The organism is Streptomyces sp. NPDC006872 (assembly GCF_040635845.1).
GTDB lineage: Bacteria > Actinomycetota > Actinomycetes > Streptomycetales > Streptomycetaceae > Streptomyces.
This window is the reverse complement of record NZ_JBEYIL010000016.1, coordinates 234744-248963: the sequence shown is the minus strand read 5'-3', so window position 1 is coordinate 248963 and position 14220 is coordinate 234744. Positions and strand designations below refer to the sequence as shown.

The following is a 14220-nucleotide window of genomic DNA, read 5'->3' as shown; positions in this document are numbered from 1 at the left end:
GACTACCTTCCGTGCTCTTCGGTGTCGGGTGCTTCGGCCCTGTCGGCGACGTCCTGCATGAAGACGTCCGGCGCGGCGACGTCCGGTACGGCGACGCCCTCCATGGCGGCGACCACCTGCTCGTCCCGCCAGCCGGGCGCGAACTCGGCTACCACGCGCCCGTGGAACATCACGACGACCCGGTCGCACACCTTCAGGTCGTCCAACTCGTCGGAGACGATCAGCGCGGCCTTCCCGCCGTCCGCGACCTCGCGGATACGCCGCAGCAGGAACTCCTTGGACTTGACGTCCACCCCGTTGGTGGGACGGACCGCGACCAGGACCCGGGGGGCGGTGGCCAACGCCCGGGCCACCACGACCTTCTGCTGGTTGCCGCCGGAGAGCGCGGACACCGCGGTGGCCGCCCCCGGGGTCTTGATGTCGAGCTCCCGGATCATGCGCTGGGCGAAGACCCTGGTCCGGGACGGCAGCACCGTGCCGAACGGGCCCAGTTGGTCGGTGACGGTGAGCGTCGCGTTCTCCGCCACGCTGCGGCCCGGGACCAGGCCCTGGAGATGCCGGTCCTCGGGGACCAGACCGACGCCCGCGGCCAGCGCCGACGGAACGCTGCCGGTGCGTACGCCGCGCCCGCCGACGGAGATCCGGCCCTCCTCGGCGCGATGCAGACCGGCGACGGCCTCCCCGACCCGCACATTGCCGCTCGCCGCCGAGCCGGCCAGCCCGACCACCTCGCCCGAGCGCACCGACAGGGACAGCTCGCGACAGACGCCGGGGAGCGTGAGGCCCTCGATCGACAGCAGCTCGGGTCCCGGGGCCGGGTCCCTGTCCGGGTCTGTCGCCGCCGCCGTGGTGCCGCCCTCGGCGGAAGCAGCGGCGGCGCTCAGAGCGGCAGGGGCCACAGCGGCAGGAGCCACAGTGGCAGGGCTGGTCTCCCCGGTCATCGCCTCCACCAGGGCCTGGTGACCGACCTCGGCCACCGGCGCGGTGAGGATATGGGTCGCGTCGCGGTAGACGGTGACCGTCGTGCAGAGGTCGTAGACCTCCTGGAGGTGGTGCGAGATGAACAGGAAGGCGACGCCCTGGCGTTGGAGGTCGCGGAGCTTGTCGAAGAGTCTGCCGATGCCACGGGCGTCGAGCTTCGCGGTCGGCTCGTCGAGGATGATGAAGCGTGCGCCGAACGACAGGGCGCGGGCGATCTCCACGAACTGCCGCTGCTCCACGGTGAGTTCCCTGGCCCGCGCGCTCGCGTCGACGTCCACGCCGTACTCGCCGAGGAGTTCCTCCGCCCGCTGCCGCAACTGCCGCCAGCGGATGGGCTGCAGCGGGCCGCCGCTCTGCCGGTTCAGGAAGAGGTTCTCCGCGACGGTCAGGTCCTGGATGATCGTGGACCGCTGGTAGACGCAGGCCACCCGGGAACGCCAGGCGTCGATGTCGCCGACGGGCGGCGCGGGTCGGCCGGAGAAGCGCAGGGCCCCGGTGTCGGGCCGGCGCAGCCCGGTCAGCAGGGACACGAGCGTCGACTTGCCGGCCCCGTTGCGGCCCACCAGCGCGTGCGACTCGCCGGGGGCGACGGCGATACGGGCGTCGCGCAGCGCGACGGTGGCGCCGAACCTCTTGCCGACCCCGATGGCCTCGGCCACCGGGGTCGCGGCCACCGGGGTCGAGGCAGGGGTGTCCGCCATGGTGGATACCGTCCTTCCAGGGGTGCGGGCGCTGATGCCGGTCCGGTCGGTCACTGGCCGACGGTGTTGCCCCACAGGCTCTTGTCCTCGACGTTCTCCTTGGTCACCAGAGGCGCCGGCAGCTGGTCCTCGAGGCCGCCCGGGATCGCGATGATCGTGGAGTCGTGGTCGGTCTTGCCCGCCTTGAAGGTCTTGCCGTCGGCCGCCGCCTTGGCGTAGTACAGCGCGTACTTGGCGTACAGGTCGGCGGGCTGGGAGACGGTCGCGTCGATCTGGCCCTTGCGGATCGCGTCGAACTCCTGCGGGATGCCGTCGTTGGAGATGATCGAGATGTGCCCCTTCTGGCCGGCCGGCTTGAGCAGGCCCTTCTGCTCCAGCAGGGCCAGCGTCGGCTGCAGGAAGACACCGCCGGCCTGCATGTAGATGCCGTTGAGGTCGGGGTGCTGGGCGAGCAGGCTCTGCAGCTTGGCGGAGGCCACGTCGCCCTTCCAGTCGGTGGGGAGCTCGAAAACCTTGATGGCGGGGAACTTCTGCTTCATGCACTCGGCGAACGCCTCGGAGCGGTCACGCCCGTTGATGGAGTCCAGCGCGCCCTGAAGCTCGGCGACCTTGCCCTTGCCGCCGAGCTGCTTGCCGAGGAACTCGCAGGCCTTGGTGCCGTACGCCCGGTTGTCGGCGCGCACGACCATGTAGACGTCACCCTTGTCGGGGCGGGTGTCGACACTGACGACGGGGATCTTCTTCGAGGCCAGGGTGTCGAGCGTGGAGGCGATGGCGCCGGTGTCCTGCGGGGCCATGACGACGGCCTTGGCGCCCGTGTTCTGGAACACCTGCACATTGGCGACCAGCTTGGTGACGTCGTTCTGGGAGTTGCTCAGCGGCAGCGCGTTGATGCCCTCGGACTTGATGTCCTTCTGGACGTACTCGGCATAGGAGTTCCAGAAGTCGGAGTCGGAACGCGGCAGGTCGATCCCGATGGCGGGACTGTCGCCGCCCGCGCTGTCCGAACCCGCGCTGTCGCGGTTGCACGCGGTGAGGAGGGTGAGGGCCGCGACGACGACGGCGGTTGCGGCGGTGGAGCGGGTGCGAGCGAACTTCATGGCCGGGTTCTCTCCTTAGCTGAGCTGGGAGTGGAGATTCCTCCGATGTATCTCGAACGTCGAGGACGTTACGACGGTGTCACCGGCGCTGACAAGGGGTCGTGTTCGACGAATCGACGGGATTTTCGGGGTGTTGTCATGCGCGCCCGCTGCCCCTAAAGTCGCGGTTCTGCGATTCCTCCGATGAATGCCTCGGTGCACTCGACGCATGAGGACCGTCAAACAGGAAGGGCGCCCCCTTGACCGCAACCCCCGCCCGGATCGTCGCGGTGGACACCCACGACATCCGTTTCCCGACCTCCCGGGAGCTGGACGGCTCCGACGCGATGAACCCGGATCCCGACTACTCCGCCGCCTACGTCGTGCTGCGGACCGACTCCGGCGACGGGCTCGAAGGCCACGGCTTCAGCTTCACCATCGGACGCGGCAACGACGTCCAGGTCGCCGCGATCGCGGCCCTGCGGCCCCACCTCCTGGGCAGGTCGGTGGACGAGCTGTGCGCCGACCCGGGCTCCCTCAACCGCGATCTGATCGGCGACAGCCAACTGCGCTGGCTCGGCCCCGAGAAGGGCGTGATGCACATGGCCGTCGGCGCGGTGGTGAACGCGGCGTGGGACCTGGCCGCGAAACGCGCCGGGCAGCCGCTGTGGCGACTGCTCGCCCACGCCGACCCCGAATGGCTGGTCTCCCAGGTCGACTTCCGTTACATCGCCGACGCCCTCACCCCCGAGGACGCCCTCGCCCTGCTGCGGGCCGGCCGGGCCGGACTGGCCGAGCGCGAGGCGGACCTGCGCGAGCGCGGATACCCCGGCTACACCACCTCGCCGGGCTGGCTCGGCTACGACGACGAGAAGCTGACCCGGCTCGCCAAGCAGGCCGTCTCCGACGGCTTCACCCAGATCAAGCTCAAGGTGGGCGCCGACCTCGACGACGACCTCAGGCGGCTGCGCACGGCCCGCGCAGCCGTCGGGGACGGGGTGCGCATCGCCGTCGACGCCAACCAGCGGTGGAACATCGACGAGGCGATCCGCTGGACCCGTGCCCTCGCCGAGTTCGACCCGTACTGGATCGAGGAGCCCACCAGCCCCGACGACGTCCTCGGTCACGCCGCCGTCCGGGAGGCGGTCGCGCCGGTGAAGGTCGCCACCGGCGAACATGTGCAGAACCGCATCGTCTTCAAGCAGTTGCTCCAGGCCGGCGCCCTCGACGTGCTCCAGATCGACGCGGCCCGGGTCGGCGGCGTCAACGAGAACCTCGCCATCCTGCTGCTCGCCGCGAAGTTCGGGGTGCCGGTGTGCCCGCACGCGGGTGGGGTGGGGCTGTGCGAACTCGTCCAGCACCTCGCGATGTTCGACTACCTGGCCCTGTCCGGCACCACCGAGAACCGGGTCATCGAGTACGTGGACCACCTCCACGAGCACTTCACCGACCCGGTCGTGCTGCGCGACGGCCACTACACGGCACCGCTCGCCCCCGGCTTCTCCGCCGCCATGCACCCCGAGTCGCTCGCCGAATACCGCTACCCGGACGGCGCGTTCTGGGCCGCCGACCTCGCTCCGTGACAGGTCCGTGACGGGTCGGTACGGGTCGGTACGGGTCCGTGCGCGATGTCTTGACGTGTACTTGCCGCAGTGGGTTCATGGGAGCGCTCCCACACCTCTCATGCCCCCTGCCGAGTTTCTTGGCCTCACTTCTGGAGTCGCAGTGAGAACGACAAGAAGCACGTCACGAACGCACTTTTCGCGCACGTTATCGATCAGGCTGCGCACATTGCCGATCAGACTGGCCGCCGTCCTCGGCCTGGTCCTCGTCGGCGCCCTCTGCCCTGCCGTCGCCCAGGCGGAGCCCCGGTCGCCCGGCGTCCTCGCCACCGGCCTGCACGTCAGCGACGGCCGGCTGGTCGAGGGCAACGGGAACGACTTCGTCATGCGGGGCGTCAACCACGCCCACACCTGGTATCCGGGCAGGACCCAGCAGTCGCTCGCCGACATCAAGGCGATGGGCGCCAACGCCGTACGGGTCGTCCTCGCCGACGGCCACCGCTGGAGCGCGAACAGCGCCTCCGACGTGGCGGGCGTGATCGCCCAGTGCAAGGCCAACCGGCTCATCTGCGTGCTGGAGGTGCACGACACCACCGGCTACGGCGAGGACACGGCGGCCGGCACGCTCGACCAGGCGGCCGACTACTGGATCGGGCTGAAGGACGTCCTGGCCGGCCAGGAGAACTACATCATCGTCAACATCGGCAACGAGCCCTGGGGCAACACCGATCCCGCGGGCTGGACCGCGCCGACCGTCGCCGCGATCCAGAAGCTGCGCAACGCCGGATTCCAGCACACGATCATGGTGGACGCGCCCAACTGGGGCCAGGACTGGCAGGGCGTCATGCGGGCCAACGCCCAGTCCGTCTACAACGCCGACGCCACCGGCAACCTGATCTTCTCGATCCACATGTACAGCGTCTTCGACACGGCGGCGGAGATCACCGACTATCTGAACGCCTTCGTCAACGCCGAACTGCCCATCCTCATCGGCGAGTTCGGCGGCCCCGCCGACCAGTGGGGCGATCCCGACGAGGACACCATGATGGCCGCCGCCCAGCAGCTCGACCTCGGCTATCTGGCCTGGTCCTGGAGCGGGAACACCGACCCGATCCTCGATCTGACGCTCAACTTCGACCCCGCGCAGCTCAGTTCATGGGGACAGCGCATCTTCAACGGCGTCGACGGCATCGCCCAGACCGCCCGGGAAGCCACCGTCTTCGGCGGCGGCGCCCCCGGCGACACCCAGGCCCCGACCGCCCCCGGCACCCCGAACGCCTCGGCGGTGACGGCGACTTCGGCCACCCTCACCTGGACCGCCGCCACCGACAACGTCGGCGTCGCCGGCTACGACGTCGTCCGGATCAGCGGCGCCGCCGAGACCAACGCCGCCGCCTCCACCACCAATACCGCCACCGTGACCGGCCTCACCGCGAACACCGCGTACACGTTCGCCGTGTACGCCCGTGACGCCGCCGGGAACCGCTCCGCCCGCTCGGCCACGGTGAACGTCACCACCGGCAGCGCACCCGCCGTGGCCTGTGCCGTCGGCTACCGGGTCGTCGGGGAGTGGCCGGGCGGCTTCCAGGGCGACATCACCCTGCGCAACACCGGCACGACGGCCATCAGCGGCTGGAGACTCGCCTTCACGTTCGCCGACGGCCAGACCGTCACCAACATGTGGGGCGGGACCGCCACCCAGAGCGGCGGCGCGGTGAGCGTCGCCCCCGCCTCCTACACCTCCACCGTCCCCGCCGGCGGCTCGGTCACCGTCGGCTTCATCGGCAGCAAGGGCGCGACCAACACCGCACCGACCGCGTTCACGCTCAACGGCGGTGCCTGCGCCACCATCTGACGGACCGCCGTCCCGCCGATCGGCGGAGGGGGAGCTGCCCCCGCCGATCGGCGCTCACCGCGACCGGTAACTCTCCGGTGCCACCGCGCGGCACCCCGTAATGTGTGCGCATGTCCACGACGCCCCGCTGGCTCAATGCCGAGGAACGACGAGCCTGGCTGGCCTACGTCGACTTCTCCACCCTGCTCGCCGACCACCTCAACCGGCAGCTGCGGCGCGACGCCGGGATGACCCACGCCGACTACAGCCTGCTGGCCTACCTCTCGCTGGAACCCGACGGCACCCTCGGGATGTCCGAGCTCGCCCAGCGGCTGAAGATCACCCGCAGTCGGCTCACCCACGCGGTGAACCGGCTGCGCGAGGTCGGTTTCGTGGACCGGCGGGAGGACCCCGCCGACGGCCGCGGGCAGCTCGCGTACCTCACCGACGCGGGCAAGGCCCTGCTGGAGGAGATCGCCCCCGGCCATGTGGAGGCGGTGCGCCGGGTGGTCTTCGACGTCCTCACCCCCGAGCAGGTGCGCCAGTTCGCGGAGATCGGCGAGGCGATCAGCGACGCCCTGCACCGGGCCGAGAGCACCGAGGCCGACCCGGCGGTGCTGCCCTGGCGGCGCAGGTAGCGCGCCGCCGGTCGTGCGCCCGCCGGTAGCGCCGCCGCGAGGGTCCGGGCAGCGCGTTCGTACCGTCCGAGCGGCGCGTTCGCACTGATCGGCGCAAGGAATCGGCGCAGGAGTCGAGAAGAACCGGCCGACCGTCCGTACCTGGGGGTACCGGGGGGCCGCCCGCCCCTCCGACCACGCCAACGATCGTAGGGACGTACCTCGTGAACGCAACCGCCGCCATCGGTGTCACCGGCCTCGGCGTGATGGGCCGCAACCTCGCGCGCAACTTCGCCCGCAACGGCTACGCCGTCGCCGTCCACAACCGCAGCGCCGGTCGCACCCGCGCGCTCGTCGAGGAGTACGGCCACGAGGGCACGTTCGTCCCCGCCGAGTCGGCCGCGGACTTCGTCGCCGCGCTCCAGCGTCCGCGGCGACTGATGATCATGGTGCAGGCGGGCGAGGTCACCGACGCGGTCATCGACGAGTTCGCCCCGCTCATGGAGCCCGGCGACATGATCATCGACGGCGGCAACGCGCACTACGCCGACACCCGCCGCCGCGAGGAGGCCCTGCGCGCACACGGCATCCACTTCGTCGGCGCCGGCGTCTCCGGCGGCGAGGAGGGCGCGCTGCTCGGGCCGGCCGTCATGGTCGGCGGCTCGTCCGAGTCGTACGACGTCCTCGGCCCGATGTTCGAGTCCATCAGCGCGAAGGTCGACGGCGAGCCCTGCGCCACCCACATCGGCACCGACGGCGCCGGACACTTCGTCAAGATGGTGCACAACGGCATCGAGTACGCCGACATGCAGCTCATCGCCGAGGCGTACGACCTGCTGCGCCAGGTCGCCGGCTACACCCCCGCCGAGATCGCCGAGGTCTTCCGCACCTGGAACGAGGGCCGGCTCGGCTCCTACCTCATCGAGATCACCGCCGAGGTCCTCGCCCACACCGACGCCACCACGGGCGCGGCCTTCGTCGACATCGTCGCCGACGCCGCCGGTCAGAAGGGCACCGGCCGCTGGACCGTGCAGACCGCCCTGGACCTGGGCTCTCCGGTCACCGCCATCGCCCAGGCCACCTTCGCCCGTGCCGCCTCCGGCCAGCGCGAACTGCGCGCCGCCTACGCCGGGCTCCCCGGCGGCACCACACCCCCGCTCAGCCGCACCGAGGCCACCCGCTTCACCTCGCAGGTCGAGCACGCCCTGTACGCGTCGAAGGTCATCGCCTACGACCAGGGCTGGAAGATGATCCAGGACGCGGCCGGCGAGTTCGGCTGGAAGATCGACCTGGGCGCGGTCGCCCGGATCTGGCGCGGCGGCTGCATCATCCGCGCCTCGTTCCTCGACCGTATCCGCGCCGCGTACGCCGCCGACCCGGACCTGGTCAGCCTGCTCGGCGAGATGGAGTTCGCCATGGAGATCACCGACGCACAGGTGCCCTGGCGCGAGACGGTGGCCTCGGCCGCCCGCCGCGGCATCCCCGTCCCCGCGTTCTCCGCCGCGCTCGCCCACTACGACACGCTGCGCGCCGACCGGCTGCCGGCCGCGCTGCTCCAGGGCCAGCGCGACTACTTCGGCGCCCACACCTACCAGCGCACCGACCGGCCCGGCGCGTTCCACACCCACTGGGCCGAGGCCGGCCGCCCGGAGACGTCGGCCTGACCTGAGCGGCGGGGCGCCCCCGGCCCGGGGCGCCCCGCTTCATGACACGGCCGGCGGTCTCGTGGTCGGCGGACGCGGTGTCAGTGGTCCCAGTGGGTGGTCGCCGGGTACGTCGGGTACTCGACGCCGGAGACGTGCTGGACGACGCGGACGACCTGGCAGGAGTAGCCGAACTCGTTGTCGTACCAGAGGTAGAGGATCGCGTTGTCCCCGTCGACCTTGGTGGCGCCGGCGTCGATGATCGAGGCGTGGCGCGAGCCGATGAAGTCCATGGAGACCGCGTCCGGCGCCGTCGTGAAGTCGATCTGGCGCTTGAGCGGCGAGGTCAGCGAGACCTCGCGGAGGTACTCGAGGACCTCTTCGCGGTCGGTCTCCCGGCCGAGCCGCAGGCTGAGGATGGCGATCGAGACGTCCGGCACCGGGACCCGGATCGAGCTGCCGGTGATCGGCGCCTTGAGGTCGGGCAGCGCCTTGGCGACCGCGGAGGCGGCGCCGGTCTCGGTGATGACCATGTTCAGCGGCGCCGAACGGCCGCGGCGGTCGGCCTTGTGGTAGTTGTCCAGCAGGTTCTGGTCGTTGGTGAACGAGTGGACGGTCTCCACATGGCCGCGCAGCACGCCGTACTCGTCGGCCATCGCCTTCAGCGGCGGGACGATCGCGTTGGTGGTGCAGGAGGCGCAGGACAGGATCTGCTCGTCCGGCTTGATCGTGTCGTGGTTGACGCCGTGCACGATGTTCGGCACGTCGCCCTTGCCGGGGGCGGTCAGGACGACCTTGTCGATGCCGGGCCGCAGGTGCTTGGAGAGGCCCTCGCGGTCACGCCACTTGCCCGTGTTGTCGATCAGGATCGCGTCGCTGATGCCGTACGCCGTGTAGTCGACCTGGCTCGGGTCGTCGGCGTAGACGACCGTGATCTCGTTGCCGTTGGCGATGATCCGGTTGTTGGCCTCGTCGACCGTGATCGTGCCCTGGAACTGGCCGTGCACGGAGTCGCGGCGCAGCAGGGACGCGCGCTTGACGAGGTCCTGATCGCCGCCGCCGCGCACCACGATGGCGCGCAGTCGCAGCCCGTTGCCGGAGCCGGACTTCTCGATCAGCAGCCGGGCGACGAGACGGCCGATGCGCCCGAAGCCGTACAGCACGACGTCGCGCGGCTCACGCCGGTCGATCTTGTTGACGCCGGTGGCGCCGGCCACGGCCTCGGCGGTGAAGTCCAGCACGGACAGTCCGCGGTCGTCGGCCCGGTAGGTCGCGGCGAGCATGCCGATGTCGATCTGGGACGGGCCGAGGTCGAGCGTGGTGAGGGCCTCGAGGAACGGCAGCGTCTCGGTGACCGAGAGCTCCTCGCCCGCGATCTGCCGGGCGAACCGGTGGGTCTTGAGGATGCTGACCACCGACCTGTTCACCAGGGAGCGGCTGTGCAGCAGGATCGTCACGTCCCGCTCACGGTGCAGCTTCCCGATCATCGGGATCATCGACTCCGCGATCTCCTCGCGGTTCTTCCAGTTGGTGAACGAATCGTCGTTGAGCGTCACGGGCCTATCTTTCGAGCTAGGTGGCGCTCATATGCTAACCCCCTGCTCGTTCGAGCATCCCGGCGGGCCGGGGCAGGGGCGTCAGGCTCGGTCACGTGCCTGCTCGGCGAGCTCGTCGAGCTCGTCGAGGAGTTGGGCTGGGACGCGCACGAGTCCGCCCCCGCCCGGGCCGCCCTCGCCGAGACCCTGATCTCGCTGCGCTCCCTCGGCGTCCCCGTGGACCGGCGCACAGCCCGGTCGTGCCGGGAATGATCCCCGCACGACCGGGTACGCGAGGCCGGAGCCGTTTTCGGAGGGAAGCCCTCCGGAGCGGGCCGCACGATCGCCGCGACGAGGGGAACTGTCATGGAGACGCCCGCCCACGACCGCAACGCCGACCCCGCCCGGTGGGCGCTGGACGCGCTGGCCAGGGACACCGAGGACACGGCGGCACTGAACACGCTCGCGCGCTGCGACGTCCTCGTGCCGGTGCCCGAGGACGCCACCGACGAGGACGTCACCGACCCGGCCACGCTGGCGCTGCCGGTGCTGGACAACCCCGGCGGAGCACCCGTCGTACCGGTGTTCACGTCCGAACCCGAGATGGCCGGACTGCTGCCCGGCATCGACCGCTACCGGCTGGTGCCCCTCGGCCTGCTCGCCGCGCAGTGGCCCACCGGGGAGCTGTCGCTCGCCATCGACGCCGCCGGCGACCACCCGCTGACGCTCACCTCCGAGGGGGTACGCACGCTGCTCGCCCGCTGATCCGCCTCACAGACCCTTGCCGGGATTGAGGATCCCGCGCGGATCGAACGCCTCCTTCAGCCGCCGCTGGAGCGCGTGGGCCTGCGGCCCCAGCTCCTCGGCGACCCACTGCCGCTTCAGCACGCCCACCCCGTGCTCCCCGGTGAGGGTGCCGCCGAGGCGCAGCGCCAGCGCGAAGATCTCCCCGGCCGCCTCCCAGGCGGCGTCCGGGAGCCGGTCGAGCGACGGATCGACGACGATGATGGGGTGGAGGTTGCCGTCCGCGGCATGGGCGATCGTGAACACGGGCACGTCGTGGCGGGCGGAGATCGCCCGGATCTCCGCCACCGCCGGGCCCAGCCGGGAGCGGGGCACCGCGATGTCCTCGATCAGGGGCCGGCCCAGCCGCTCCAGCGCGGGCAGCGCGAGCCGCCTGGCCGCGAGCAGCGCCTCCGCCTCGGCCGGATCCTCCGTCGTCTCGACGCTCGTGGCCGTCGGCGCGAGCAGCTCGGCGACCGCCGCCGTCTCCACGGCCGCCCCGGCCCCGTCGCACTGCACGATCAGCAGCGCCGCGCCCCGGGCCCGCAGGGCGGGGTCCACGGCCGCCAGCACCGGGCCGTCGACCAGCTCGGCCAGCGCCGGCACGACCCCCGCCCGGCCGATCGCGTACGAGGCCTCCGCGGCCGCCTCGAACGTGGCGAAGTACGCGGCTGCCGTGGCCGTCGCCACCGGCGTCGGCCGCAACCGCAGCGTCGCCGAGGTGATCACGGCGAGGGTGCCCTCGGAGCCGGTGAGCAGCGCCGTCAGGTCGTAGCCGGTGACGCCCTTGACGGTACGGCGGCCCGTGCGCACCACCGTGCCGTCGGCGAGGACCGCCTCCAGCCCGAGGACGCTGTCCCGGGTCACCCCGTACTTCGCGCACCGCAGACCGCCCGCGTTGGTGGCGATGTTCCCGCCGATCGTCGACCACGCGGCACTCGCCGGGTCCGGCGCGTACCGCAGACCGTGCGCGGCGGCCGCCCGGTCCAGGTCGGCGGTGACCACACCGGGCTCGACGACGGCGAGCTGGTCCTCCACCGACAGCTCCAGGATCCGGTCCATCCCGGACAGGTCCAGGACCAGCGCGCCCTCGCCCGCGGACGCCCCGCCCGACAGACCGGTGCCCGCGCCCCGGGGCACCACCGGCACCCGCAGGGCGTGCGCGTGCCGAAGGGCGACCGTCACGTCCTCCGTGCGCCGGGCGCGCACCACCGCGAACGGCAGCCCGTCCGGGCGCAGCCCCGAACGGTCGGTGGCCCGGTCGGCCAGTGTGCGCGGGTCCGTGGCGAGCCGGTCGGGCGGCAGATCGCGGGCGAGGAGCCCCAGGAGGCGGGCCGACGTGGTGGGGAGTGCGAGGGTCACAGCGCCAGCGCCTTCGTTCCGATCGCCAGCAGCGACACATCCTCCTGGGGCGCGTGCACCGGCGCGCACTGGATGTCGCGCCAGTGCCGCTCCAGGGGGTTGCCCCGGGCCAGCCCCGGATTCCCGAGCAGCCGCACGGCCAGCTCCACGGCCCGCACCCCGTGCCGGTCGGCCAGCACCCGCGCCCCGAGCGCCTGCTCCGGCGGATACGAGGCGTCCCCGGCGTCGATCCGCGCGGCCCCCGTGAACACCAGCTGTTCCGCGCCGGACAGCAGCACCTCGATCTCCCCGGCCGTCCGCCGGAACCGTTCCGTACGCGCCACCGGGTGGCCGAGCTGGGCGGGCACACGCGCATGGGCGAACGTGTGGAAGAACTCCTGGGCCGCCCGTGCCACGCCCAGGTACAGCGCGGCCAGCGGCAGATGCAGGGAGGCTCCCGCCCGGTTGTCCTGCTCGGCGGCGGGACCGTACGGCCCGATCCCGATGACGTGCTCGTACGGCACCTCCACGTCCCGGAACGTCACGTCGTGGCTGCCGCTCGCGCGCAGGCCCAGCTGGTCCCAGCGGCCGGTGACCGCGATGCCGGGGGAGCCGCCGGGCACCAGGAAGGTGCCCACACGGGGCTCCGGTTCATCGGTGGTGGCCCACACCAGGAACCAGTCGAGGCCGTCCGCCCCCGTCACGAACCGCTTGGCGCCGCTGATCGCCCACCCGTCGGCGGTGCGCCGGGCCCGGGTCGCGGGCAGCCCGCCCCGCGCGGGGGAGCCCAGATCGGGCTCCACGCGCGCGTGGTTGATCAGCACGGGCCGGGCGAAGGACTCCTTCACCACGCGCGCGTACAGCTCCTCGGGCCAGTGCGGCTGCACCGCCTGACGGGCGTGGGTGGCCAGGGTCATCGCCGTGATCAGCGCGACGGAGGGATCGAGCCGGCCGAGCCGGTGCAGGATCCGCGCCGACTCCTCGACCCCGGCGCCCTGGCCGCCGTAGCGCTCGCCGATGGTCGGGGTGAGCAGTCCCGCCTCGTGCGCGAGGCGGAGCGAATCCTCGGGGAAGGCGCCCGAGAGGTCGTACCCGGCGGCCAGTTCGGCGATCCGGGCGGTCACGGTGGGGGCGGTCACAGGGCCTTCCTCAGGTCGGCGTCGAGGGCGTCCGTCCAGAACGACTTCACGTCCAGCCGGGACTTCAGCGCCCCGAGCTCGGTGAAGGCGTCCGCGACCTTCTGCTGGGAGGCGGTCGCCGCGTCGGTGACCGGCTGGGCCTTCGTCGGCCGCTGCTTCTGCTGGGCGACGAGATCCGACTCGGCCTGGGCGAGCGGCTGGTGGGTGTTCTGGGCGATCACCTTCGCGAACTCCGTCTCGTGTCCGTTGCGGACGTACGCGTACGCCTTCGTGATGCGGGCGATGAGATCCGCCGCGGCCTCCTTCTGCGCATCGCTCTTCAGGACGCTGTCCCTGGCGGACCACAGGAAGTTGCCCGACAGGATGTCCGCGCCCGAGCCGATCGTCGTCGCGCCCCGCTGGTGGGCGGTGATGATCGAGGTGCCGTAGGAGGCGAAGGCGTCGATCGAGCCGCCGTTCAGGGCGGCCAGCCCGTCGTTGGGCAGGAGCGGCTTGGCGTCGATGTCGGACCACTTCAGGCCGGCCTGCTTCAGCAGCTCGTACAGGAAGTAGTGGGCGGTGGTGTTCTGGACGTAGCCGACCTTCCTGCCCTTCAGGCCGGCGACGTCGGTGACCTTCGAACCCTTCGGGACGACGACCTCCTGGTTGAGGGTCGCGGCCCGCTGTACGGCGACCACCTTGAAGTTCGGCTTGCCGTCGGCGGCCGCGAAGACGGGCGGGATCTCGCTGGAGGAGGCCAGGTCCAGCGCCCCGGCGCGAACCGCCTGGAGCTGCAGGTCGCCGCCCTGGAACACGCTCCACTTGACGTCGTATGGGGTGTCGTCGAGGTGGGCGAACTTCAGCACCGCCTCCTCGACCTTCCATCCGGTGGCGCCGACCCGCAGGGTGACAGCGGACTCGGCATCGGCCTGTGCGTCACCGCCGCAGGCCGTCGCGAACGGCAGGAGCAGGGCCAGCACGGCGGCGGACGTGCGAAGGGAACTGCGGAACGACACGGGATCTCCA

Annotated in this window: 11 protein-coding genes; 5 read left to right on the top strand and 6 right to left on the bottom strand. The window is 71.7% G+C overall.

What is annotated here, in order from left to right; translation table 11 throughout:
- Nucleotides 1-2 precede the first annotated feature (2 nt).
- Nucleotides 3-1682 carry a sugar ABC transporter ATP-binding protein gene (locus tag ABZ725_RS38290; RefSeq protein WP_358807011.1) on the bottom strand — a complete coding sequence of 560 codons (1680 nt, stop codon included), beginning with the start codon at nucleotides 1680-1682 and terminating at the stop codon, nucleotides 3-5.
- Between the two features lie 50 nt (nucleotides 1683-1732).
- Nucleotides 1733-2782, bottom strand: coding sequence for a sugar ABC transporter substrate-binding protein (locus ABZ725_RS38285; RefSeq protein ID WP_358807010.1), 1050 nt, complete (start codon nucleotides 2780-2782; stop codon nucleotides 1733-1735).
- A gap of 239 nt (nucleotides 2783-3021) precedes the next feature.
- Here ABZ725_RS38285 and ABZ725_RS38280 point away from each other — a divergent pair, with 239 nt between their 5' ends.
- From ABZ725_RS38280 to gndA, 4 genes are all read left to right on the top strand, one after another.
- On the top strand, nucleotides 3022-4344 hold the full coding sequence (locus ABZ725_RS38280; protein ID WP_358807009.1) for an enolase C-terminal domain-like protein: 1323 nt from the start codon (nucleotides 3022-3024) through the stop codon (nucleotides 4342-4344).
- Nucleotides 4345-4444: 100 nt separating this feature from the next.
- The gene (locus ABZ725_RS38275; protein ID WP_358807008.1) at nucleotides 4445-6178 is read left to right on the top strand and encodes a cellulase family glycosylhydrolase; all 1734 of its coding nucleotides are present in this window, start codon (nucleotides 4445-4447) and stop codon (nucleotides 6176-6178) included.
- A 110-nt stretch (nucleotides 6179-6288) separates the two neighbouring features.
- Entirely contained in the window at nucleotides 6289-6795 is a 507-nt protein-coding gene (locus ABZ725_RS38270; protein ID WP_358807007.1) for a MarR family winged helix-turn-helix transcriptional regulator, read from the top strand.
- Nucleotides 6796-6998: 203 nt separating this feature from the next.
- Nucleotides 6999-8438, top strand: coding sequence for an NADP-dependent phosphogluconate dehydrogenase (gene gndA, locus ABZ725_RS38265; protein WP_358807006.1), 1440 nt, complete (start codon nucleotides 6999-7001; stop codon nucleotides 8436-8438).
- A gap of 80 nt (nucleotides 8439-8518) precedes the next feature.
- Here gndA and ABZ725_RS38260 read toward each other — a convergent pair whose 3' ends face one another.
- Nucleotides 8519-9973, bottom strand: a complete 1455-nt coding sequence (locus ABZ725_RS38260; protein WP_358807005.1) for a glyceraldehyde-3-phosphate dehydrogenase — start codon at nucleotides 9971-9973, stop codon at nucleotides 8519-8521.
- 345 nt (nucleotides 9974-10318) lie between these two features.
- On the opposite strand from ABZ725_RS38260, the gene ABZ725_RS38255 reads away from it, so the two are divergent.
- Nucleotides 10319-10717 (top strand): SseB family protein, encoded by a 399-nt coding sequence (locus ABZ725_RS38255; RefSeq protein WP_358807004.1) that lies wholly within the window; start codon nucleotides 10319-10321, stop codon nucleotides 10715-10717.
- Nucleotides 10718-10723: 6 nt separating this feature from the next.
- Here the strand turns inward: ABZ725_RS38255 and ABZ725_RS38250 are convergent, their stop codons facing one another.
- The 3 genes from ABZ725_RS38250 to ABZ725_RS38240 are packed head-to-tail and all read right to left on the bottom strand — an operon-like array spanning nucleotide 10724 to nucleotide 14210.
- On the bottom strand, nucleotides 10724-12097 hold the full coding sequence (locus ABZ725_RS38250) for an FAD-linked oxidase C-terminal domain-containing protein (protein WP_358807003.1): 1374 nt from the start codon (nucleotides 12095-12097) through the stop codon (nucleotides 10724-10726).
- Nucleotides 12094-13215 (bottom strand): acyl-CoA dehydrogenase family protein, encoded by a 1122-nt coding sequence (locus tag ABZ725_RS38245; protein ID WP_358807002.1) that lies wholly within the window; start codon nucleotides 13213-13215, stop codon nucleotides 12094-12096. The genes ABZ725_RS38250 and ABZ725_RS38245 overlap by 4 nt, the downstream gene beginning before the upstream one ends.
- Complete coding sequence (locus tag ABZ725_RS38240; protein ID WP_358807001.1) at nucleotides 13212-14210, bottom strand: ABC transporter substrate-binding protein; 999 nt, start codon at nucleotides 14208-14210, stop codon at nucleotides 13212-13214. Before ABZ725_RS38240 ends, ABZ725_RS38245 begins: the two co-directional genes overlap by 4 nt.
- Nucleotides 14211-14220 lie beyond the last annotated feature (10 nt).